The sequence below is a fragment of the Citrobacter sp. Cpo069 genome, from assembly GCF_030332785.1.
In the GTDB taxonomy this organism is placed as follows: domain Bacteria; phylum Pseudomonadota; class Gammaproteobacteria; order Enterobacterales; family Enterobacteriaceae; genus Citrobacter; species Citrobacter portucalensis.
The window spans coordinates 1-20,982 of the sequence record NZ_JAOWHD010000034.1 but is presented as its reverse complement, the minus strand read 5'-3'; the positions used below and the strand labels follow the sequence as shown (position 1 = coordinate 20,982).

General features: G+C 50.2%; 36 protein-coding genes. 30 read left to right on the top strand and 6 right to left on the bottom strand.

The window, feature by feature from the left end:
• The first annotated feature begins 17 nt into the window (after positions 1 to 17).
• The 24 genes from rpsC to OGY08_RS01720 all read left to right on the top strand — a co-directional run bounded on the left by rpsC (position 18) and on the right by OGY08_RS01720 (position 11,468).
• The gene (gene rpsC, locus OGY08_RS01835) at positions 18 to 719 is read left to right on the top strand and encodes a 30S ribosomal protein S3 (protein WP_000529945.1); all 702 of its coding nucleotides are present in this window, start codon (positions 18 to 20) and stop codon (positions 717 to 719) included.
• A 12-nt stretch (positions 720 to 731) separates the two neighbouring features.
• Positions 732 to 1,142, top strand: a complete 411-nt coding sequence (gene rplP / locus OGY08_RS01830; protein WP_000941208.1) for a 50S ribosomal protein L16 — start codon at positions 732 to 734, stop codon at positions 1,140 to 1,142.
• The gene (rpmC, locus tag OGY08_RS01825) at positions 1,142 to 1,333 is read left to right on the top strand and encodes a 50S ribosomal protein L29 (RefSeq protein WP_000644742.1); all 192 of its coding nucleotides are present in this window, start codon (positions 1,142 to 1,144) and stop codon (positions 1,331 to 1,333) included. The genes rplP and rpmC overlap by 1 nt, the downstream gene beginning before the upstream one ends.
• Positions 1,333 to 1,587, top strand: a complete 255-nt coding sequence (gene rpsQ, locus OGY08_RS01820) for a 30S ribosomal protein S17 (protein ID WP_003031120.1) — start codon at positions 1,333 to 1,335, stop codon at positions 1,585 to 1,587. The genes rpmC and rpsQ overlap by 1 nt, the downstream gene beginning before the upstream one ends.
• 163 nt (positions 1,588 to 1,750) lie before the next feature.
• Positions 1,751 to 2,122, top strand: coding sequence for a 50S ribosomal protein L14 (gene rplN, locus OGY08_RS01815; protein ID WP_000613954.1), 372 nt, complete (start codon positions 1,751 to 1,753; stop codon positions 2,120 to 2,122).
• A gap of 10 nt (positions 2,123 to 2,132) precedes the next feature.
• On the top strand, positions 2,133 to 2,447 hold the full coding sequence (gene rplX / locus OGY08_RS01810; protein ID WP_003031122.1) for a 50S ribosomal protein L24: 315 nt from the start codon (positions 2,133 to 2,135) through the stop codon (positions 2,445 to 2,447).
• 14 nt (positions 2,448 to 2,461) lie between these two features.
• Positions 2,462 to 3,001, top strand: coding sequence for a 50S ribosomal protein L5 (rplE, locus tag OGY08_RS01805; RefSeq protein ID WP_003031123.1), 540 nt, complete (start codon positions 2,462 to 2,464; stop codon positions 2,999 to 3,001).
• Positions 3,002 to 3,015: 14 nt separating this feature from the next.
• Positions 3,016 to 3,321 (top strand): 30S ribosomal protein S14, encoded by a 306-nt coding sequence (gene rpsN / locus OGY08_RS01800; RefSeq protein WP_003031125.1) that lies wholly within the window; start codon positions 3,016 to 3,018, stop codon positions 3,319 to 3,321.
• A gap of 30 nt (positions 3,322 to 3,351) precedes the next feature.
• On the top strand, positions 3,352 to 3,744 hold the full coding sequence (gene rpsH, locus OGY08_RS01795) for a 30S ribosomal protein S8 (protein WP_003031127.1): 393 nt from the start codon (positions 3,352 to 3,354) through the stop codon (positions 3,742 to 3,744).
• A 12-nt stretch (positions 3,745 to 3,756) separates the two neighbouring features.
• The gene (rplF, locus tag OGY08_RS01790) at positions 3,757 to 4,290 is read left to right on the top strand and encodes a 50S ribosomal protein L6 (RefSeq protein WP_003031129.1); all 534 of its coding nucleotides are present in this window, start codon (positions 3,757 to 3,759) and stop codon (positions 4,288 to 4,290) included.
• A gap of 9 nt (positions 4,291 to 4,299) precedes the next feature.
• Positions 4,300 to 4,653 (top strand): 50S ribosomal protein L18, encoded by a 354-nt coding sequence (rplR, locus tag OGY08_RS01785; protein ID WP_000358960.1) that lies wholly within the window; start codon positions 4,300 to 4,302, stop codon positions 4,651 to 4,653.
• Between the two features lie 14 nt (positions 4,654 to 4,667).
• Entirely contained in the window at positions 4,668 to 5,171 is a 504-nt protein-coding gene (gene rpsE, locus OGY08_RS01780) for a 30S ribosomal protein S5 (protein ID WP_003031131.1), read from the top strand.
• A gap of 3 nt (positions 5,172 to 5,174) precedes the next feature.
• Positions 5,175 to 5,354 (top strand): 50S ribosomal protein L30, encoded by a 180-nt coding sequence (rpmD, locus tag OGY08_RS01775; protein WP_001140434.1) that lies wholly within the window; start codon positions 5,175 to 5,177, stop codon positions 5,352 to 5,354.
• A gap of 3 nt (positions 5,355 to 5,357) precedes the next feature.
• Positions 5,358 to 5,792, top strand: coding sequence for a 50S ribosomal protein L15 (gene rplO, locus OGY08_RS01770; protein WP_003031132.1), 435 nt, complete (start codon positions 5,358 to 5,360; stop codon positions 5,790 to 5,792).
• A gap of 7 nt (positions 5,793 to 5,799) precedes the next feature.
• Positions 5,800 to 7,131 (top strand): preprotein translocase subunit SecY, encoded by a 1,332-nt coding sequence (secY, locus tag OGY08_RS01765; protein ID WP_001118864.1) that lies wholly within the window; start codon positions 5,800 to 5,802, stop codon positions 7,129 to 7,131.
• Between the two features lie 30 nt (positions 7,132 to 7,161).
• Positions 7,162 to 7,278, top strand: a complete 117-nt coding sequence (rpmJ, locus tag OGY08_RS01760) for a 50S ribosomal protein L36 (protein WP_000868187.1) — start codon at positions 7,162 to 7,164, stop codon at positions 7,276 to 7,278.
• 146 nt (positions 7,279 to 7,424) lie between these two features.
• Positions 7,425 to 7,781: a 30S ribosomal protein S13 gene (gene rpsM, locus OGY08_RS01755; RefSeq protein ID WP_003031135.1), complete on the top strand. Its 357-nt coding sequence runs from the start codon at positions 7,425 to 7,427 to the stop codon at positions 7,779 to 7,781.
• A 16-nt stretch (positions 7,782 to 7,797) separates the two neighbouring features.
• The gene (gene rpsK, locus OGY08_RS01750; RefSeq protein ID WP_003031137.1) at positions 7,798 to 8,187 is read left to right on the top strand and encodes a 30S ribosomal protein S11; all 390 of its coding nucleotides are present in this window, start codon (positions 7,798 to 7,800) and stop codon (positions 8,185 to 8,187) included.
• Between the two features lie 33 nt (positions 8,188 to 8,220).
• Positions 8,221 to 8,841 (top strand): 30S ribosomal protein S4, encoded by a 621-nt coding sequence (rpsD, locus tag OGY08_RS01745; RefSeq protein ID WP_003031138.1) that lies wholly within the window; start codon positions 8,221 to 8,223, stop codon positions 8,839 to 8,841.
• Between the two features lie 25 nt (positions 8,842 to 8,866).
• Complete coding sequence (locus OGY08_RS01740; protein ID WP_003031139.1) at positions 8,867 to 9,856, top strand: DNA-directed RNA polymerase subunit alpha; 990 nt, start codon at positions 8,867 to 8,869, stop codon at positions 9,854 to 9,856.
• A gap of 40 nt (positions 9,857 to 9,896) precedes the next feature.
• Positions 9,897 to 10,280, top strand: coding sequence for a 50S ribosomal protein L17 (gene rplQ / locus OGY08_RS01735; protein ID WP_001216370.1), 384 nt, complete (start codon positions 9,897 to 9,899; stop codon positions 10,278 to 10,280).
• Positions 10,281 to 10,387: 107 nt separating this feature from the next.
• Positions 10,388 to 10,756, top strand: coding sequence for a DnaJ family domain-containing protein (locus tag OGY08_RS01730; protein WP_125363752.1), 369 nt, complete (start codon positions 10,388 to 10,390; stop codon positions 10,754 to 10,756).
• 10 nt (positions 10,757 to 10,766) lie between these two features.
• Positions 10,767 to 11,192, top strand: coding sequence for a Zn(2+)-responsive transcriptional regulator (gene zntR, locus OGY08_RS01725; RefSeq protein WP_003031145.1), 426 nt, complete (start codon positions 10,767 to 10,769; stop codon positions 11,190 to 11,192).
• A gap of 57 nt (positions 11,193 to 11,249) precedes the next feature.
• Positions 11,250 to 11,468, top strand: a complete 219-nt coding sequence (locus tag OGY08_RS01720; RefSeq protein WP_125363753.1) for an alternative ribosome-rescue factor A — start codon at positions 11,250 to 11,252, stop codon at positions 11,466 to 11,468.
• Here OGY08_RS01720 and mscL read toward each other — a convergent pair.
• The 5 genes from mscL to def all read right to left on the bottom strand — a co-directional run bounded on the left by mscL (position 11,465) and on the right by def (position 16,230).
• Positions 11,465 to 11,878 carry a large-conductance mechanosensitive channel protein MscL gene (gene mscL, locus OGY08_RS01715; protein WP_003031152.1) on the bottom strand — a complete coding sequence of 138 codons (414 nt, stop codon included), beginning with the start codon at positions 11,876 to 11,878 and terminating at the stop codon, positions 11,465 to 11,467. The genes OGY08_RS01720 and mscL overlap by 4 nt on opposite strands.
• A 141-nt stretch (positions 11,879 to 12,019) precedes the next feature.
• Positions 12,020 to 13,396 carry a Trk system potassium transporter TrkA gene (gene trkA / locus OGY08_RS01710; protein ID WP_003031153.1) on the bottom strand — a complete coding sequence of 459 codons (1,377 nt, stop codon included), beginning with the start codon at positions 13,394 to 13,396 and terminating at the stop codon, positions 12,020 to 12,022.
• A gap of 21 nt (positions 13,397 to 13,417) precedes the next feature.
• Positions 13,418 to 14,707 carry a 16S rRNA (cytosine(967)-C(5))-methyltransferase RsmB gene (gene rsmB / locus OGY08_RS01705; RefSeq protein ID WP_032945172.1) on the bottom strand — a complete coding sequence of 430 codons (1,290 nt, stop codon included), beginning with the start codon at positions 14,705 to 14,707 and terminating at the stop codon, positions 13,418 to 13,420.
• 51 nt (positions 14,708 to 14,758) lie between these two features.
• Complete coding sequence (fmt, locus tag OGY08_RS01700) at positions 14,759 to 15,706, bottom strand: methionyl-tRNA formyltransferase (RefSeq protein WP_048215427.1); 948 nt, start codon at positions 15,704 to 15,706, stop codon at positions 14,759 to 14,761.
• A 14-nt stretch (positions 15,707 to 15,720) separates the two neighbouring features.
• Positions 15,721 to 16,230 (bottom strand): peptide deformylase, encoded by a 510-nt coding sequence (gene def / locus OGY08_RS01695; protein WP_003828283.1) that lies wholly within the window; start codon positions 16,228 to 16,230, stop codon positions 15,721 to 15,723.
• Positions 16,231 to 16,359: 129 nt separating this feature from the next.
• On the opposite strand from def, the gene dprA reads away from it, so the two are divergent.
• From dprA to OGY08_RS01665, 6 genes are read left to right on the top strand one after another with little or no spacing between them, the layout of a single operon-like run.
• A complete protein-coding gene (gene dprA, locus OGY08_RS01690) occupies positions 16,360 to 17,484 on the top strand; it encodes a DNA-protecting protein DprA (protein WP_125363754.1) in 1,125 nt (374 codons plus the stop codon).
• Positions 17,456 to 17,929 carry a DUF494 family protein Smg gene (gene smg / locus OGY08_RS01685; protein WP_003031162.1) on the top strand — a complete coding sequence of 158 codons (474 nt, stop codon included), beginning with the start codon at positions 17,456 to 17,458 and terminating at the stop codon, positions 17,927 to 17,929. The genes dprA and smg overlap by 29 nt, the downstream gene beginning before the upstream one ends.
• 26 nt (positions 17,930 to 17,955) lie before the next feature.
• Positions 17,956 to 18,498 (top strand): DNA topoisomerase family protein, encoded by a 543-nt coding sequence (locus tag OGY08_RS01680; RefSeq protein WP_008786284.1) that lies wholly within the window; start codon positions 17,956 to 17,958, stop codon positions 18,496 to 18,498.
• 4 nt (positions 18,499 to 18,502) lie between these two features.
• On the top strand, positions 18,503 to 19,075 hold the full coding sequence (gene tsaC, locus OGY08_RS01675) for an L-threonylcarbamoyladenylate synthase type 1 TsaC (protein WP_008786283.1): 573 nt from the start codon (positions 18,503 to 18,505) through the stop codon (positions 19,073 to 19,075).
• Position 19,076: 1 nt separating this feature from the next.
• Entirely contained in the window at positions 19,077 to 19,898 is an 822-nt protein-coding gene (aroE, locus tag OGY08_RS01670) for a shikimate dehydrogenase (protein ID WP_125363755.1), read from the top strand.
• Positions 19,895 to 20,152, top strand: a complete 258-nt coding sequence (locus OGY08_RS01665; RefSeq protein WP_008786281.1) for a DUF1488 family protein — start codon at positions 19,895 to 19,897, stop codon at positions 20,150 to 20,152. The genes aroE and OGY08_RS01665 overlap by 4 nt, the downstream gene beginning before the upstream one ends.
• Here the strand turns inward: OGY08_RS01665 and OGY08_RS01660 are convergent.
• Complete coding sequence (locus tag OGY08_RS01660) at positions 20,128 to 20,682, bottom strand: gamma carbonic anhydrase family protein (protein ID WP_125363756.1); 555 nt, start codon at positions 20,680 to 20,682, stop codon at positions 20,128 to 20,130. The two genes, OGY08_RS01665 and OGY08_RS01660, sit on opposite strands and share 25 nt — an antisense overlap.
• Between the last annotated feature and the right edge of the window lie 300 nt (positions 20,683 to 20,982).

Genomic DNA, 20,982 nt, shown 5'->3' with positions numbered 1-20,982 from the left:
GACTCTGGAGACTAGCAATGGGTCAGAAAGTACATCCTAATGGTATTCGCCTGGGTATTGTAAAACCATGGAACTCAACCTGGTTTGCGAACACCAAAGAATTCGCTGACAACCTGGACAGCGATTTTAAAGTACGTCAGTACCTGACTAAGGAACTGGCTAAAGCGTCTGTATCTCGTATCGTTATCGAGCGTCCGGCTAAGAGCATCCGTGTGACCATTCACACCGCTCGCCCGGGTATCGTTATCGGTAAGAAAGGCGAAGACGTAGAAAAACTGCGCAAAGTCGTAGCGGATATTGCTGGCGTTCCTGCTCAGATCAATATCGCCGAAGTGCGTAAGCCTGAACTGGACGCAAAATTGGTTGCTGACAGCATCACTTCTCAGCTGGAACGTCGTGTTATGTTCCGTCGTGCTATGAAGCGTGCTGTACAGAACGCAATGCGTCTGGGCGCTAAAGGTATCAAAGTTGAAGTTAGCGGCCGTCTGGGCGGCGCGGAAATCGCACGTACCGAATGGTACCGCGAAGGTCGCGTACCTCTGCACACTCTGCGTGCTGACATCGACTACAACACCTCTGAAGCGCACACCACTTACGGTGTAATCGGCGTTAAAGTGTGGATCTTCAAAGGCGAGATCCTGGGTGGTATGGCTGCTGTTGAACAACCGGAAAAACCGGCTGCGCAACCTAAAAAGCAGCAGCGTAAAGGCCGTAAATAAGGAGCGTCGCTGATGTTACAACCAAAGCGTACAAAATTCCGTAAAATGCACAAAGGCCGTAACCGCGGTCTGGCTGCTGGCGCGGATGTTAGCTTCGGCAGCTTCGGTCTGAAAGCTGTTGGCCGTGGTCGTCTGACTGCCCGTCAGATCGAAGCAGCACGTCGTGCTATGACCCGTGCAGTTAAGCGTCAAGGTAAGATCTGGATCCGTGTATTCCCGGACAAACCGATCACTGAAAAGCCGCTGGCAGTGCGTATGGGTAAAGGTAAAGGTAACGTGGAGTATTGGGTTGCCTTGATTCAGCCGGGTAAAGTCCTGTATGAAATGGACGGCGTACCGGAAGAGCTGGCCCGTGAAGCATTCAAGCTGGCAGCAGCGAAACTGCCGATTAAAACCACCTTTGTAACTAAGACGGTGATGTAATGAAAGCAAAAGAGCTGCGTGAGAAGAGTGTTGAAGAGCTGAACACCGAGCTGCTGAATCTGCTGCGTGAGCAGTTCAACCTGCGTATGCAGGCTGCAAGTGGCCAGCTGCAACAGTCTCACCTGTTGAAGCAAGTGCGTCGTGACGTCGCACGCGTTAAGACTTTACTGACTGAGAAGGCGGGTGCGTAATGACCGATAAAATCCGTACTCTGCAAGGTCGCGTTGTTAGCGATAAAATGGAGAAATCCATCGTTGTTGCTATCGAACGTTTTGTGAAACACCCGATCTACGGTAAATTCATTAAGCGTACGACCAAACTGCACGTACATGACGAGAACAACGAATGCGGTACTGGTGACGTGGTTGAAATCCGCGAATGCCGTCCGCTGTCCAAGACTAAGTCCTGGACGCTGGTTCGCGTTGTAGAGAAAGCCGTTCTGTAATACAGTAGGCATTCTCAACGAATAAACGGCTCAGCGATGAGCCGTTTATTTTTTCTACCCATATCGTTGAAGCGGTGTTATAATGCCGCGCCCCCGATATGGGGCTTTTTTAACGACCTGATTTTCGGGTCTCAGTAGTAGTTGACATTAGCGGAGCACTAAAATGATCCAAGAACAGACTATGCTGAACGTCGCCGACAACTCCGGTGCACGTCGCGTAATGTGTATCAAGGTTCTGGGTGGCTCGCACCGTCGCTACGCAGGCGTCGGCGATATCATCAAGATCACCATCAAGGAAGCAATTCCGCGTGGTAAGGTCAAAAAAGGTGATGTGCTGAAGGCGGTAGTGGTGCGCACCAAGAAGGGTGTTCGTCGCCCGGACGGTTCTGTCATTCGCTTCGATGGTAATGCATGCGTTATTTTAAACAATAACAGCGAGCAACCTATCGGTACGCGTATTTTTGGGCCGGTAACTCGTGAACTTCGTAACGAGAAGTTCATGAAAATTATCTCTCTGGCACCAGAAGTACTCTAAGGAGCGAATCATGGCAGCGAAGATCCGTCGTGATGACGAAGTTATCGTGTTAACCGGTAAAGATAAAGGTAAACGCGGTAAAGTTAAGAATGTCCTGTCTTCCGGCAAGGTCATTGTTGAAGGTATCAACCTGGTTAAGAAACATCAGAAGCCGGTTCCGGCCCTGAACCAACCAGGCGGCATCGTAGAGAAAGAAGCAGCTATTCAGATCTCTAACCTTGCTATCTTCAACGCGGCAACCGGCAAGGCTGACCGTGTAGGCTTTAGATTCGAAGACGGCAAAAAAGTCCGTTTCTTCAAATCTAACAGCGAAACTATCAAGTAATTTGGAGTAGTACGATGGCGAAACTGCATGATTACTACAAAGACGAAGTAGTCGCTAAACTCATGACTGAGTTTAACTACAATTCTGTCATGCAAGTCCCTCGGGTCGAGAAGATCACCCTGAACATGGGTGTTGGTGAAGCGATCGCTGACAAGAAACTGCTGGATAACGCAGCAGCTGACCTGACAGCAATCTCCGGTCAAAAACCGCTGATCACCAAAGCACGCAAATCAGTTGCAGGCTTCAAAATCCGTCAGGGCTATCCGATCGGCTGTAAAGTAACTCTGCGTGGCGAACGCATGTGGGAGTTCTTTGAGCGCCTGATCACTATTGCTGTTCCACGTATCCGTGACTTCCGTGGCTTGTCCGCTAAGTCTTTCGACGGCCGTGGTAACTACAGCATGGGTGTCCGTGAGCAGATCATCTTCCCAGAAATCGACTACGATAAAGTCGACCGCGTGCGTGGTTTGGATATTACCATTACCACTACTGCGAAATCTGATGAAGAAGGCCGTGCTCTGCTGGCTGCCTTTGACTTCCCGTTCCGCAAGTAAGGTAGGGTTACTGAATGGCTAAGCAATCAATGAAAGCACGCGAAGTAAAGCGCGTAGCTTTAGCTGATAAGTACTTCGCAAAACGCGCTGAACTGAAAGCTATTATCTCTGATGTGAACGCGACCGACGAAGATCGTTGGAACGCAGTTCTCAAGCTGCAGTCTCTGCCGCGTGATTCCAGCCCGTCCCGTCAGCGTAACCGCTGCCGTCAAACAGGTCGTCCGCATGGCTATGTGGGCAAGTTCGGGTTGAGCCGTATCAAACTGCGTGAAGCCGCCATGCGCGGTGAAGTACCAGGCTTGAAAAAGGCTAGCTGGTAATTACCAATTGAATCACGGGAGTAAAGACAGATGAGCATGCAAGATCCGATCGCGGATATGCTGACCCGTATCCGTAACGGTCAGGCCGCGAATAAAGCTGCGGTCACCATGCCTTCCTCCAAGCTGAAAGTGGCAATTGCCAACGTGCTGAAGGAAGAAGGTTTTATTGAAGATTTTAAAGTTGAAGGCGACACCAAGCCGGAACTGGAACTTACTCTCAAGTATTTCCAGGGTAAAGCTGTTGTAGAAAGCATTCAGCGTGTCAGTCGCCCAGGTCTGCGCATTTATAAGCGTAAAGACGAGCTGCCGAAAGTTATGGCTGGCATGGGTATCGCAGTTGTTTCTACCTCTAAAGGTGTTATGACTGATCGTGCAGCGCGCCAGGCTGGTCTTGGTGGCGAAATTATCTGCTACGTAGCCTAATCGGAGGAAAAAATGTCTCGTGTTGCTAAAGCACCGGTCGTTATTCCTGCCGGCGTTGATGTAAAAATCAACGGTCAGGTTATTACGATCAAAGGTAAAAACGGCGAGCTGACTCGTACTCTCAACGATGCTGTTGCAGTAAATCATGCAGATAATGCACTGACCTTCGGTCCGCGTGATGGTTACGCAGATGGATGGGCTCAGGCTGGTACCGCGCGTGCCCTGCTGAATGCAATGGTTGTCGGTGTTACCGAAGGCTTCACTAAGAAGCTTCAGCTGGTTGGTGTAGGTTATCGTGCAGCGGTTAAAGGGAATGTAGTAAACCTGGCTTTAGGTTTCTCTCACCCAGTTGACCATCAGCTGCCTGCGGGAATCACTGCAGAATGTCCGTCTCAGACTGAAATCGTGCTGAAAGGCGCTGATAAACAGCTGATCGGTCAGGTTGCAGCAGATCTGCGCGCCTACCGTCGTCCTGAGCCTTATAAAGGCAAGGGTGTTCGTTACGCCGACGAAGTCGTGCGTACCAAAGAGGCTAAGAAGAAGTAAGGTAACACTATGGATAAGAAATCTGCTCGTATCCGTCGTGCGACCCGCGCACGCCGCAAGCTCCAGGAGCTGGGTGCAACTCGCCTGGTGGTACATCGTACCCCGCGTCATATTTACGCACAGGTAATTGCACCGAACGGTTCTGAAGTTCTGGTAGCTGCTTCTACTGTAGAAAAAGCTATCGCTGAACAATTGAAGTACACCGGTAACAAAGACGCTGCTGCAGCTGTAGGTAAAGCTGTTGCTGAACGCGCTCTGGAAAAAGGCATCAAAGATGTTTCTTTTGACCGTTCCGGGTTCCAATATCATGGTCGTGTCCAGGCACTGGCAGATGCTGCCCGTGAAGCTGGCCTTCAGTTCTAAGGTAGAGGTGTAAGATGGCTCACATCGAAAAACAAGCTGGCGAACTGCAGGAAAAGCTGATCGCGGTTAACCGCGTATCTAAAACCGTTAAAGGTGGTCGTATTTTCTCCTTCACAGCTCTGACTGTAGTTGGTGATGGTAACGGTCGCGTTGGTTTTGGTTACGGTAAAGCGCGTGAAGTTCCAGCAGCGATCCAGAAAGCGATGGAAAAAGCCCGTCGCAATATGATTAACGTCGCGCTGAACCACGGCACCCTGCAGCACCCGGTTAAGGGTACTCACACGGGTTCTCGTGTATTCATGCAGCCGGCTTCCGAAGGTACCGGTATCATCGCCGGTGGTGCAATGCGCGCCGTTCTGGAAGTCGCTGGAGTTCGTAACGTTCTGGCTAAAGCGTATGGTTCCACTAACCCGATTAACGTGGTTCGTGCAACTATCGATGGCCTGGAAAATATGAAATCTCCGGAAATGGTCGCTGCCAAGCGTGGTAAATCCGTTGAAGAAATTCTGGGGAAATAAACCATGGCAAAGACTATTAAAATTACTCAAACCCGCAGTGCAATCGGTCGTCTGCCGAAACACAAGGCAACGCTGCTTGGCCTGGGTCTGCGTCGTATTGGTCACACCGTAGAGCGCGAGGATACTCCTGCTGTTCGTGGTATGGTCAACGCGGTTTCCTTCATGGTTAAAGTTGAGGAGTAAGAGATGCGTTTAAATACTCTGTCTCCGGCCGAAGGCTCTAAAAAAGCGGCTCGCCGCCTGGGTCGTGGTATCGGTTCTGGCCTCGGTAAAACCGGTGGTCGTGGTCACAAAGGTCAGAAGTCTCGTTCTGGCGGTGGCGTACGTCGCGGTTTCGAGGGTGGTCAGATGCCTCTGTACCGTCGTCTGCCGAAATTCGGCTTCACTTCACGTAAAGCAGCGATTACAGCCGAAGTTCGTCTGTCTGACCTGGCTAAAGTTGAAGGCGGTGTTGTAGACCTGAACACGCTGAAAGCAGCTAACATTATCGGTATCCAGATCGAGTTCGCGAAAGTGATCCTGGCTGGTGAAGTCACTACTCCGGTAACTGTTCGTGGCCTGCGTGTTACTAAAGGCGCTCGTGCTGCTATCGAAGCTGCTGGCGGTAAAATCGAGGAATAAGTAGCAGATGGCTAAACAACCGGGATTAGATTTTCAAAGTGCCAAAGGTGGCTTAGGCGAGCTGAAACGCAGACTGCTGTTTGTAATCGGCGCGCTGATTGTGTTCCGTATTGGCTCTTTCATTCCGATCCCTGGTATTGATGCCGCTGTACTTGCCAAACTGCTTGAGCAACAGCGAGGCACCATCATTGAAATGTTTAACATGTTCTCTGGTGGTGCTCTCAGCCGTGCTTCTATCTTTGCTCTGGGGATCATGCCGTATATTTCGGCGTCGATCATTATCCAGCTGCTGACGGTGGTTCATCCAACGCTGGCAGAAATTAAGAAAGAAGGGGAGTCTGGTCGTCGTAAGATCAGCCAGTACACCCGCTACGGTACTCTGGTGCTGGCAATATTCCAGTCGATCGGTATTGCTACCGGTCTGCCGAATATGCCTGGTATGCAGGGCCTGGTGATGAACCCAGGCTTTGCATTCTATTTCACCGCTGTTGTAAGTCTGGTTACAGGGACGATGTTCCTGATGTGGTTGGGCGAACAGATTACTGAACGTGGTATCGGCAACGGTATCTCAATCATTATCTTCGCCGGTATTGTCGCGGGACTCCCGCCAGCCATTGCCCATACTATCGAGCAAGCGCGTCAAGGCGACCTGCACTTCCTCGTGTTGCTGTTGGTTGCAGTATTAGTATTCGCAGTGACGTTCTTTGTTGTATTTGTTGAGCGTGGTCAACGCCGTATTGTGGTAAACTACGCGAAACGTCAGCAAGGTCGTCGTGTCTATGCTGCACAGAGCACACATTTACCGCTGAAAGTGAATATGGCGGGGGTAATCCCGGCAATCTTCGCTTCCAGTATTATTCTGTTCCCGGCGACCATCGCGTCATGGTTCGGGGGCGGGACTGGTTGGAACTGGCTGACAACAATTTCGCTGTATTTGCAGCCTGGGCAACCGCTTTATGTGTTACTCTATGCGTCTGCAATCATATTCTTCTGTTTCTTCTACACGGCGTTGGTTTTCAACCCGCGTGAAACAGCAGATAACCTGAAGAAGTCCGGTGCATTTGTACCAGGAATTCGTCCGGGAGAGCAAACGGCGAAGTATATCGATAAAGTAATGACCCGCCTGACTTTGGTTGGTGCGCTCTACATTACCTTTATCTGCCTGATCCCGGAGTTCATGCGTGATGCAATGAAAGTACCGTTCTACTTCGGTGGGACCTCACTGCTTATCGTTGTTGTCGTGATTATGGACTTTATGGCTCAAGTGCAAACTCTGATGATGTCAAGTCAGTACGAGTCTGCATTGAAGAAGGCGAATCTGAAAGGCTACGGCCGTTAACAGTCGCCCGAGAAGTTACGGAGAGTAAAAATGAAAGTTCGTGCTTCCGTCAAGAAATTATGCCGTAACTGCAAAATCGTTAAGCGTGATGGTGTCATCCGTGTGATTTGCAGTGCCGAGCCGAAGCATAAACAGCGCCAAGGCTGATTTATTCGCATATTTTTCTTGCAAAGTTGGGTTGAGCTGGCTAGATTAGCCAGCCAATCTTTTGTATGTCTGTGCGTTTCCATTTGAGTATCCTGAAAACGGGCTTTTCAGCATGGTGCGTACATATTAAATAGTAGGAGTGCATAGTGGCCCGTATAGCAGGCATTAACATTCCTGATCAGAAACATGCTGTGATCGCATTAACTTCGATCTACGGCGTCGGCAAGACCCGTTCTAAAGCCATTCTGGCTGCAGCGGGTATCGCTGAAGATGTTAAGATCAGTGAGCTGTCTGAAGAACAAATCGACACGCTGCGTGACGAAGTTGCCAAATTTGTCGTTGAAGGTGATCTGCGCCGTGAAGTTAGCATGAGCATCAAGCGCCTTATGGACCTTGGTTGCTATCGCGGTTTGCGTCATCGTCGTGGTCTCCCGGTTCGCGGTCAGCGTACCAAGACCAACGCACGTACCCGTAAGGGTCCGCGCAAACCGATCAAGAAATAATCGGGGTGATTGAATAATGGCAAAGGCACCAATTCGTGCACGTAAACGTGTAAGAAAACAAGTCTCTGACGGCGTGGCTCATATCCATGCTTCTTTTAACAACACCATCGTTACCATTACTGATCGTCAGGGTAACGCACTGGGTTGGGCAACAGCCGGTGGTTCCGGTTTCCGTGGTTCTCGCAAATCCACTCCGTTTGCAGCTCAGGTTGCAGCAGAGCGTTGCGCTGAAGCCGTAAAAGAATACGGTATCAAGAATCTGGAAGTTATGGTCAAAGGACCGGGTCCAGGTCGCGAATCTACTGTTCGTGCTCTGAACGCCGCTGGTTTCCGCATCACTAATATTACTGATGTGACTCCGATCCCTCATAACGGTTGTCGTCCGCCGAAAAAACGTCGCGTATAACGCTGTCGTTTCTAGGATTGTTGGAGAAAGAAAATGGCAAGATATTTGGGTCCTAAGCTCAAGCTGAGCCGTCGTGAGGGCACTGACTTATTCCTTAAGTCTGGCGTTCGCGCGATCGATACCAAGTGTAAAATTGAACAAGCTCCTGGCCAGCACGGTGCGCGTAAACCGCGTCTGTCTGACTATGGTGTGCAGTTGCGTGAAAAGCAAAAAGTTCGCCGTATCTACGGTGTGCTGGAGCGTCAGTTCCGTAACTACTACAAAGAAGCAGCGCGTCTGAAAGGCAACACCGGTGAAAACCTGTTGGGTCTGCTGGAAGGTCGTCTGGACAACGTTGTATACCGTATGGGCTTCGGTGCCACTCGTGCAGAAGCACGTCAGCTGGTCAGCCATAAAGCAATTATGGTAAACGGTCGTGTTGTTAACATCGCTTCTTATCAGGTTAGTCCGAATGACGTTGTTAGCATTCGTGAGAAAGCGAAGAAGCAGTCTCGCGTGAAAGCCGCTCTGGAGCTGGCTGAGCAGCGTGAAAAGCCAACCTGGCTGGAAGTTGATGCTGGCAAGATGGAAGGTACGTTCAAGCGTAAGCCGGAGCGTTCTGATCTGTCTGCGGACATTAACGAACACCTGATCGTCGAGCTTTACTCCAAGTAAAGCTTAGTACCAAAGAGAGGACACAATGCAGGGTTCTGTGACAGAGTTTCTAAAACCGCGCCTGGTAGATATCGAGCAAGTGAGTTCGACGCACGCCAAGGTGACCCTTGAGCCTTTAGAGCGTGGCTTTGGCCATACTTTGGGTAACGCACTGCGCCGTATTCTGCTCTCATCGATGCCGGGTTGCGCGGTGACCGAGGTTGAGATTGATGGTGTACTACATGAGTACAGCACCAAAGAAGGCGTTCAGGAAGATATCCTGGAAATCCTGCTCAACCTGAAAGGGCTGGCGGTGAGAGTTCAGGGTAAAGATGACGTTATTCTTACCTTGAATAAATCTGGCATTGGCCCTGTGACTGCAGCCGACATTACCCATGATGGTGATGTCGAAATCGTCAAGCCACAGCACGTGATCTGCCACCTGACCGATGAGAATGCATCTATTAGCATGCGTATCAAAGTTCAGCGCGGTCGTGGTTATGTGCCGGCTTCTACCCGAATTCATTCGGAAGAAGATGAGCGCCCAATCGGCCGTCTGCTGGTCGACGCATGCTACAGCCCTGTAGAGCGTATTGCCTACAATGTTGAAGCAGCGCGTGTAGAACAGCGTACCGACCTGGACAAGCTGGTCATCGAAATGGAAACCAACGGCACAATCGATCCTGAAGAGGCGATTCGTCGTGCGGCAACCATTCTGGCTGAACAACTGGAAGCTTTCGTTGATTTACGTGATGTACGTCAGCCGGAAGTTAAAGAAGAGAAACCAGAATTCGATCCGATCCTGCTGCGCCCTGTTGACGATCTGGAATTGACTGTCCGCTCTGCTAACTGCCTCAAAGCAGAAGCTATCCACTATATCGGTGATCTGGTACAGCGTACCGAGGTTGAGCTTCTTAAGACGCCTAACCTTGGTAAAAAATCTCTTACCGAGATTAAAGACGTGCTGGCTTCCCGTGGACTGTCTCTGGGCATGCGCCTGGAAAACTGGCCACCGGCAAGCATCGCTGACGAGTAACCGGATCACAGGTTAAGGTTTTACTGAGAAGGATAAGGTCATGCGCCATCGTAAGAGTGGTCGTCAACTGAACCGCAACAGCAGCCATCGCCAGGCTATGTTCCGCAATATGGCAGGTTCACTGGTTCGTCATGAAATCATCAAGACGACTCTGCCGAAAGCGAAAGAGCTGCGTCGCGTAGTTGAGCCGCTGATTACTCTTGCCAAGACTGATAGCGTAGCTAATCGTCGTCTGGCATTCGCCCGTACTCGTGATAACGAGATCGTGGCAAAACTGTTTAACGAACTGGGCCCGCGTTTTGCGAGCCGCGCCGGTGGTTACACTCGCATTCTGAAGTGTGGTTTCCGTGCAGGCGACAACGCGCCGATGGCATACATCGAGCTGGTTGATCGTTCAGAGAAAACAGAAGCTGCTGCAGAGTAATCTGTAGTAACGTAAAAAAACCCGCCTCGGCGGGTTTTTTTATATCCGTCATATCCCCACTTATCTACAATATCTGTACTCTTTTTGTTCATCCCCTGGAGTGTTGTATGTGGTTACTTGACCAGTGGGCAGAGCGCCATATTATTGATGCACAGTCTAAAGGCGAGTTTGATGATTTACCGGGAACAGGCGAACCGCTGACTCTTGACGATGACTCCCATGTCCCGCCTGAACTCAGAGCCGGATACCGTTTATTAAAAAATGCAGGTTGCCTTCCTCCTGAGCTCGAGCAACGCAGAGTGGCAATACAGCTGCTTGAAATACTCGCGGGGATCCGCAAAGATGATCCTAGTTATCCGGAGGTGAGCCGAAGACTGTCGCTACTGGAACTTAAACTTCGGCAGGCTGGACTCAGCACCGAGTTTTTACGCGGTGACTACGCAGATAAGCTGCTAAAAAAGATCAACGACGATTAGCGGAGAGAGCATGTACCGAATTGGTGAAATAGCGAAACTGGCTGACGTTACGCCAGATACTATCCGCTACTATGAAAAGCAGCAGATGATGGAGCATGAAGTGCGTACTGAAGGCGGATTTCGCCTCTATACAGAAAGCGATCTTCAGCGCTTGAAGTTTATTCGTTATGCCCGGCAGCTTGGTTTCACTCTGGAGTCGATCCGTGAATTGCTTTCGATCCGGGTTGATCCCGAACACCATACCTGTCAGGAATCAAAAGGGATCGTCCAGGAAAGACTGCAAGAAGTCGAAGCCCGCATTGCTGAACTTCAGACGATGCAGCGGTCACTGCAGCGATTGAATGATGCTTGCTGCGGCAAGGCACACAGCAGCGTGTACTGCTCTATTCTTGAAGCTCTTGAGCAAGGCGCCAGTGGAACAACATCAGGCTGTTGATTTCTTGAACTGCCAGGTCTACACTCGCGGCGTAAATTACTACAAACTGGAGATATTATGAGTCGTTATCAGCACACCAAAGGGCAGATAAAGGACAACGCCATTGAGGCGCTTCTGCATGACCCACTGTTCAGACAGCACGTTGAGAAAAATAAGAAAGGGAAAGGAAGTTATCTGCGTAAAGGCAAACATGGCAATCGGGGTAATTGGGAGGCCAGTGGCAAGAAAGTAATTAACTTTTTTACCACTGGCCTTCTTGTTTCAGTGAGTGCTTAAGAGCGGTTATTCTGTTCTTTCAGCAGGTCACGAATTTCACTTAGCAATACTTCTTCTTTCGATGGAGCTGGCGGTGCTGCCGGCTCTTCCGCTTTTTTACGGTTCAGTTTGTTGATCAGTTTGATTGCCATAAAGATAGCAAACGCAACAATAATGAAATCGAATACATTCTGAATAAATACACCGTAATGCATGACCACGGCAGGGATGTCTCCCTGTGCATCACGTAGCGTTAAAGCAAACTGTTTAAAATCAATTCCACCAATTAACAGCCCCAGCGGCGGCATAATGATATCGGCAACCAGTGATGAAACAATCTTACCGAATGCCGCACCAATAATGACACCCACTGCCAAATCGACAACATTCCCGCGCATCGCGAATTCGCGAAACTCTTTAATAATGCTCATTTTATTCTCCCTATGCAGCTGACGTTTATAAGTTTAACAAATGTTTAGGCAATTTCCATTTATGTATTGCCGAAAGGAAAATTTATTAGACCATGAAAAATAAAGGGAAATAAAAAAGGCGCTGTATTAGCGCCTAAATTATTACAGGAAGAAAGGACTTGGCTGGAATAGTCGCTCGACGTCGGTAATAAACTTTTTATCTGTCAGGAACATAATTACGTGATCGCCCTGCTCAATGCGCAGGTTATCGTTGGCAATCATGACATCGTTACCACGTACAACGGCGCCAATAATGGTTCCGGGCGGAAGTTTAATTTCATCAATTGAACGCCCTACAACTCTCGACGTCGTTTCATCCCCGTGTGCGACGGCTTCAATGGCTTCTGCGACGCCACGGCGAAGTGAAGAAACGCCAACAATATCAGCTTTACGCACGTGGCTCAGCAGCGCGGAGATGGTCGCCTGCTGCGGTGAAATCGCAATATCGATCACGCTGCCTTGCACCAGATCGACGTATGCTCTGCGCTGGATCAACACCATTACTTTCTTGGCACCCATCCGTTTGGCAAGCATCGCCGACATGATATTTGCTTCATCATCGTTGGTCACTGCGATGAACAGATCGACCTGATCGATATGTTCTTCGGCCAGTAACTCTTGATCCGAAGCATCACCAAAAAAGACGATCGTATTTTGTAGTTTCTCTGCAAGTTCGGATGCGCGTTGTTGATTACGTTCGATCAGTTTGACGCTGTAATCTTTTTCCAGACGACGTGCCAGACCCGCACCGATATTACCGCCACCCACTAACATAATGCGTTTGTACGGCTTTTCCAGACGCTGCAGTTCACTCATTACGGCGCGTATATGCTGGGATGCCGCAATAAAGAAGACTTCATCACCCGCTTCAACGATCGTAGAACCTTGCGGACGGATCGGTCGGTCATGACGGAAAATGGCCGCAACGCGGGTGTCGATGTGCGGCATATGCTCACGCATTGTTGACAGCGCATTACCGATAAGCGGCCCGCCGTAATAGGCTTTTACTACTGCCAGACTGACTTTACCTTCGGCAAAATTCACCACCTGCAATGCGCCCGGATATTCAATCAGGCGATAAATGCTATCGATAACCAGTTGCTCAGGTGCAATCAGATGATCGATTGGCACCGCATCGGATTGGAACAGCTTGTCGGCATCGCGAACGTAATCTGGTGAACGAATACGGGCGATGCGATTAGGCGTATTAAACAGTGAATAAGCTACCTGGCAGGCAACCATATTTGTTTCATCTGAGCTGGTTACGGCAACCAGCATATCGGCATCGTCGGCACCGGCTTCACGCAATACGCGGGGATGCGAACCATGCCCTTGCACGACACGGAGATCAAACTTGTCCTGCAGGCTGCGCAGGCGTTCGCCATTGGTATCGACTACCGTGATATCGTTGTTCTCTCCGACCAGGTTTTCAGCCAGCGTACCGCCAACTTGCCCTGCGCCCAGAATGATAATTTTCATCAGTCGCGACCCGTTATCTCATCACTTTTTGATTAGCTTAGCGTAAAAGAAGCCATCGCCATCTTCCGCACCCGGTAAATTCTGACGTCCGGGTTTTTCCGGCGTACCGGTTTCGCTTAATACCGCATCCGGTGTGCGTGCCAGGAAGGCGGCAATTTGCTGCTGGTTCTCTTCTGGCAGGATAGAACACGTTGCATACACCAGCGTGCCGCCAGATTTAAGATGTGACCAGGTAGCATTCAGGATCTCAGCCTGTAATTGGGCAAGTTCGGCAATATCCCGGTCGCGGCGCAGCCATTTGATATCCGGATGGCGACGGATCACCCCGGTAGCAGAACATGGGGCGTCCAGCAAAATACGGTCAAACTGTTGTTCACCGCACCACTGCTGTGGATAGCGGCCATCCCCCTGTTTTACGGTTGCCTTCATGCCCAGACGTTTCAGATTGTCGTAAACGCGCGATAAGCGTTTTTCATCCACATCGACGGCCATGACGTTAGCTAGCGGAGCAACTTCCAGAATGTGAGTGGTTTTACCGCCCGGCGCACAGCACAGGTCGAGGATCTGTTCACCGTCCTCCGGCAACAGATAATTTACGCATCCTTGAGCGGAAGCATCCTGAACGGTGACCCAACCTTCGTCAAAACCAGGGAGGGCGTGAACTGGAGCCGGTGTTTCCAGACGCACTGCATCCGGGTAGTCTGGATGCGGGAAACCGGTTAATCCCGCTTCGGTAAGCAGGTCTAGCCAGGCATCGCGAGTATGGTGATTACGATTGACTCGTAGCCACATCGGCGGTCGCTGGTTATTGGCTTCAAGAATGGCTTCCCACTGCTGCGGATAAGCACTTTTAATACGTTTCACCAGCCAGGAGGGGTGTAAGAAGCGCAAATCGCTTTGCGCAAACTCGGCCAGCAGTTCATCCTGACGGCGTTGAAACTGGCGCAGTACGCCGTTGATCAGCCCTTTCAGCTGTGGACGCTTAATAACGACCGCGCCTTCTACGGTCTCAGCCAACGCAGCGTGCGCTGGAATACGAGTATGCAACAGTTGATAGAAGCCCACCATGATCAGGTAGTGAACGGTGCGCTGTTTGCCCGTCATTGGACGTTCCATCAGTTGCTGGATCATCCACTCCAGTTGAGAGAGTGTACGCAATACGCCGAAGCAAAGTTCCTGTAACAGCGCTTTGTCTTTATCGGCAACTTTTTGCTGCATGGCGGGCAGCACGTTACTTAGTGATTGTCCTTTCTCGACAACCTGTTCGACGGCCTGGGCCGCCATACTGCGTAAATTAAGATGTTTTTTCATAAGCGCAAAAATTAAAATGCCCGGAGACACCGGGCTTAAAGAGATGAACCGTCAGGCCAGACGGTTTCCGGGCACGAACCACTCCCGGCGCGAATTAAGCAGATCCTGCGCGCTCATGGCTTTTTTACCGGCAGGCTGCAAAGAGATAAGATTCAGAATGCCGTCGCCTGTTGCGACCTGGATACCCTGCTTTGTCGCCTCTAGAATGGTGCCTGGCTCGGCCTGGGTGTTTACAGCAATAACCGAAGCTTGCCAGACTTTCACTGGCTGACCATCGATTTCAAGCCAGCTCATTGGCCAGGGGTTAAAGGCGCGGATGCAGCGTTCCAATTGAACAGCCGAAAGCGACCAGTCGATACGGGCCTCTTCTTTGCTGAGTTTTTCTGCATGCGTAACCAGTGATTCGTCTTGTACCACCGGTTTTATTGTGCCGGCAGCCAGCTGTTTTAGCGTTTCAATCAGCCCCTGAGGCCCCAGTTCTGCCAGCTTGTCATATAACGAACCGCTGGTATCTTCTGCCGTAATTGGGCAGGACAGCTTCAGCAGCATATCACCGGTGTCGAGGCCAACATCCATCTGCATGATGGTAACACCGGTTTCGGCGTCGCCTGCCCACAGTGAGCGCTGGATCGGTGCTGCACCCCGCCAGCGCGGAAGCAGGGAACCGTGAACGTTGATACAACCCAGGCGCGGCATTTCCAGTACGGCTTTTGGCAGGATCAGGCCATATGCCACCACCACCATCACGTCTGCGTGTAAATCAGCAACCAGTTGCTGGTTTTCCTGAGGGCGAAGAGAGACGGGTTGAAAGACCGGTATCCCTTTTTCTTCTGCCAGCACTTTTACCGGGCTGGGCATCAGCTTTTTACCGCGTCCCGCCGGGCGGTCCGGTTGGGTAAACACGCCAACGACGTTATGTCCAGAAGACAGCAGCGCGTCGAGATGACGCGCTGCAAAGTCAGGTGTACCCGCAAAAATAATACGTAGTGAGTCTGACACGTTGATCCTTGTCCTTAAGCTCGGGCGTTCAGGCGGTCGAGTTTTTCAACTTTCTGACGAATGCGTTGTTGCTTCAACGGAGACAGATAATCGATAAATAGTTTACCGACCAGGTGATCCATTTCATGTTGAATGCAGATAGCGAGCAGGCCATCGGCTTCCAGTTCAAAAGATTTGCCGTCGCGATCGAGCGCACGAATTTTTACTTTCTCTGCACGCGGTACTAACGCACGCTGTTCAGGAATAGACAGACAGCCTTCTTCAATGCCGGTTTCGCCGTCTTTTTCCAGCAGTTCTGGGTTAATGAGTACCAACTGCTCATCGCGATTTTCAGAGACATCAATAACAATGATGCGCTGATGAATATCGACCTGTGTTGCTGCCAGACCGATACCTTCTTCGGCGTACATCGTTTCGAACATATCATCAACGATACGCTGAATTTCTGCATTCACTTCTTCAACCGGTTTTGCGACTTTGCGAAGGCGCTCGTCCGGAATATGTAACACTTGCAAAACTGACATAGTTATCCAGAGTTGAGTTCAGGAGTTGAAAAGATTATTACCTCTATTCTAGACAAAACCCCCTCTGATTGACAGCATCAGTGACCAATCGCAAAGATTGCCAGGACTGCTTGTGGCAGGGGAACAGGGATGACCCAAATCGAAATTTGGCTACGTTTAGCGCAAGTGAATGAACTGTATGGTGATGAGATAGTGCGCGTTGCTCACTGGCTCAATACTCAACCGTGCATTAACAACGCGGTACTCTTGCAGGCAGGATTCTCTCCACGCCAGGCAAGACGCTTTTTAACCTTTTCAGATCTGACGCTGGAAAAAACGCTGCGCTGGCTTGAACAGCCTAACCACCATTTTGTGGTTGCCGACAGCGAGCATTATCCGCCACAGCTCCGTGCGATTGAGGATTATCCTGGGGTGCTTTTTGTTGCAGGAGCTCCCGCATGCCTCCACTCATTTCAAGTTGCCGTTGTCGGTAGTCGACAACATTCATGGTATGGCGAACGCTGGGGACGGTTGTTTTGTGAAAAGCTTGCTGCATATGGGGTGACGATCACCAGCGGTCTGGCCCGGGGGATTGATGGCGTGGCGCACAATGCTGCGATAAACCGACAAGGCACAAGTATTGCGGTGCTGGGAAATGGACTTGAGACCATTCATCCACGGCAGCATATCCGTCTTGCGGAGCGACTTATTGAGGCTGGGGGCGCACTGGTGTCTGAGTTCCCATTAGATATGCTCCCTTTGCCGCGTAATTTTCCCCGACGAAATCGCATTATCAGTGGTCTAAGTAAAGGTGTACTGGTTGTCGAAGCTGCACAGCGTAGCGGGTCGCTGGTTACTGCTCGCTGTGCAATTGAACAAGGGCGAGAGGTGTTTGCTTTACCTGGGCCGATTGGGAGCCCGGGAAGTGAAGGCCCGCATTGGCTTATTCAGCAGGGAGCCATGCTTGTGACGACACCAGAGGAAATTCTTGAAAATTTGCAATATGGGCTGCAATGGTTGCCAGATGAACCTGAAAAATCAATTTATTCGCCAGATCACGAAGAGGTGGCATTGCCATTTCCGGAGCTCCTGGCTAACGTAGGAGATGAGGTAACACCTGTTGACGTCGTCGCTGAACGTGCCGGCCAACCTGTGCCAGAGGTAGTGGCTCAACTGCTCGAACTGGAGTTAGCAGGGTGGATCGCAGCTGTACCCGGCGGCTATGTCCGATTGAGGAGGGCATGCCATGTTCGACGTACTAATGTATTTGTTTGAGACATATATCCATAACGAAGCTGAGCTGCGTGTGGATCAGGACAAACTGGAACGGGATCTTACCGACGCTGGTTTTGATCGTGAAGACATTTACAACGCGTTACTTTGGCTGGAGAAGCTTGCTGACTATCAGGATGGTCTTGCTGAACCTATGCAGCTGGCATCGGACCCTCTTTCTATACGTATTTATACTGCGGAAGAGTGCGACCGACTGGATGCAAGCTGTAGAGGATTCCTGCTATTCCTGGAGCAGATTCAGGTGCTAAACCTCGAAACGCGAGAAATGGTTATTGAGCGCGTGCTCGCGCTAGATACGGCAGAGTTCGATCTGGAAGACCTGAAGTGGGTGATTCTGATGGTGCTATTCAACATTCCAGGTTGTGAAAATGCCTATCAGCAAATGGAAGAATTACTCTTTGAAGTGAATGAAGGTATGCTGCATTAATCAATCTTCATTCAGTATGAGTTGTTATGGCTAAATCAGCACTGTTCACGGTGCGTAAAAACGAGCCCTGCCCACAATGCGGGGCTGAACTGGTTATTCGTTCCGGGAAACACGGTCCGTTTCTCGGTTGTTCACACTATCCAGAATGCGATTACATCCGTCCGCTGAAATCTTCCGCGGACGGACATGTAGTCAAAGTTCTGGAGGGTAAGCTTTGTCCTGCATGTGGCGCTGAGCTGGTGCTGAGACAGGGACGATTCGGTATGTTTATTGGATGCAGTGACTATCCTGCGTGCGATCACACCGAGCTCATCGACAAGCCTGATGAAACAGCAATAGTCTGTCCTCAATGCCAGACTGGTCATCTTGTCCAGCGGCGTTCCCGTTATGGCAAAACCTTTTACTCCTGCGATCGCTATCCGGAGTGCCAGTTTGTCATTAACTTCAAACCGTTAGCCGGAGAATGTCCTGAGTGTCATTATCCGCTTCTCATCGAAAAGAAAACCGCGCAGGGTGTGAAGCATTTCTGTGCCAGTAAACAATGTGGAAAGCCGATTTCGGCGGAATAAAAAAGTGAATAATAGCCTGCCCACAGACGCTATCGCTGCGGCGATAGCGGTTCTGAAACAAGAAAAAGTCATCGCCTATCCAACTGAAGCTGTATTTGGTGTCGGCTGCGACCCCGATAGCGAAACGGCTGTAACCCGTTTGTTGGCGCTAAAACAACGTCCGGTCGATAAAGGGTTAATTTTAATCGCGTCAAACTTTGAACAACTTAAACCATATATCGACGATAGCATGCTCACCGATGCTCAACGTGACGCTGTTTTCGCCCGTTGGCCTGGTCCTGTTACCTTCGTTTTCCCAGCGCTTGCGACAACGCCACGCTGGTTGACCGGGCGCTTTGATTCTCTGGCTGTTCGCGTCACCGATCACCCGCTGGTGGTTGCGTTGTGCCAGGCTTATGGCAAACCGTTAGTTTCTACCAGTGCTAATTTGAGTGGCTTACCGCCTTGCAGAACGGTAGAGGAAGTTCGCGCACAGTTCGGTACAGACTTTCCCGTGGTTGAAGGGGAGACCGGGGGGCGTTTGAATCCTTCGGAGATCCGTGATGCTCTGACAGGTGAACAGTTTCGACAGGGGTAATATGAAAGAAGCCTATGCTGTTTTTGGTAATCCGATAGCGCACAGTAAATCGCCCTTTATTCATCAGCAATTTGCAGAGCAGCTGAAGATTGATCACTCCTATGGGCGTGTACTGGCGCCTATCAATGATTTTGTGAATACGCTGAACGCTTTTTTTGCTGAGGGCGGGAAGGGGGCAAATGTCACCGTGCCTTTTAAAGAAGAGGCATTTGCACGTGCCGATGAACTAACGGAGCGGGCATCGCTTGCTGGAGCCGTCAATACCCTTAAACGGCTGGAGGATGGACGTTTACTGGGAGACAACACGGATGGTATCGGCTTGTTGAGCGATCTTGAGCGTTTATCTTTTATTCGTCCCGGATCGCGAGTTCTGTTGATTGGTGCGGGTGGTGCATCCCGTGGAGTTTTATTACCTCTTCTTTCTATGGATTGTGCGGTGACTATTGTTAACCGTACCGCTTCGCGCGCTGAAGAACTGGCACAAATCTTCTCCCATACCGGCAGCGTACAGGCGGTAGGAATGGACGAGCTTGATAATTACAGTTTTGATCTAATTATTAACGCGACATCCAGCGGAATTAGCGGTGAGATACCGGCTATTCCGACATCTCTTATTCACTCATCTGTCTATTGTTATGACATGTTTTATCAGAAAGGAGATACACCGTTCCTCTCCTGGTGTGCCGAACATGGGGCGAAACAATATGCTGATGGCCTGGGTATGCTGGTGGGGCAAGCAGCGCACGCCGTTTTACTCTGGCATGGGGTTTTGCCGCAGATTGAACCCGTCATTAAAAGCATGCAGCAGGAATTGTCGGCATGAATCAGGCGATCCAGTTTCCCGATCGAGAAGAATGGCGCACGGATGTCAACGCCGTTGTGTTTCCGGCGATGGTTCATGGTATGCAGTTAACATGTGCCATATCTGGAGAGATGCTGGCGTCCCGCTTTGGCGGCGACACGCCTGAACAGTGGTTAGAAATCTTTCAACAGCATCGCTGGGATCTGGAAGAAGAAGCTGAAGGATTGATCCAGGCCCAGCAGGAAGATGCTCAAGGTTGGGTGTGGTTACTCTGACTTAAATATTCATCTTTCCACTTAACATAGTTGTTAGCTGAATATAGTAAGCCTGCTTTCTCTTCATCGCTTAATGGACGGATTTGTTTAACCGGGCTTCCCAGGTACAGATACCCGCTTTCCAGGCGTTTGTTTTGGGGAACCAGGCTCCCAGCCCCAATCATAACGTCGTCTTCTACTACCACGCCATCCAGCAGAATCGAACCCATGCCGACTAATACGCGGTTGCCAATGATACAGCCGTGTAGCATGACCTTATGACCGACCGTTACATCCTCACCCACGATCAATGGATTACCCTGCGGATTAGACGTGGATTTATGTGTGACATGGAGAACGCTGCCGTCCTGAATGTTTGTACGGGCACCAATTTGCACATAGTTAACGTCGCCACGAATGGCAACCAGTGGCCAAATTCCGACATCATCAGCCAAACGGGCATCACCAATGACGACACTGCTGGTGTCGATCATCACGCGATTTCCGATCTGTGGGAAAAGATCCTTATAAGGACGCAGTACATCAGACATGTTTACCTCAACGAAAATAGAGCAGTAATGAAGACTTTGGTTGGATTATTGAGACTGTGCAAGTGGTTTAGCTATCAAAAATCAGCCAAATTGCGCAGGAATGTAGCGAAAGGAGTGAAAAACAAGCATTCAGAAAAAAAGATCCAAAAAATACTTGTGCTAAAAAATGGGATCCCTATAATGCGCCTCCATCGACACGGCGGATGTGAATCACTTCACGCAAACAGCCGGTTCGGTTGAAGAGAAAAACCTGAAAATGAGGGTTGACTCTAAAAGAGGAAAGCGTAATATACGCCACCT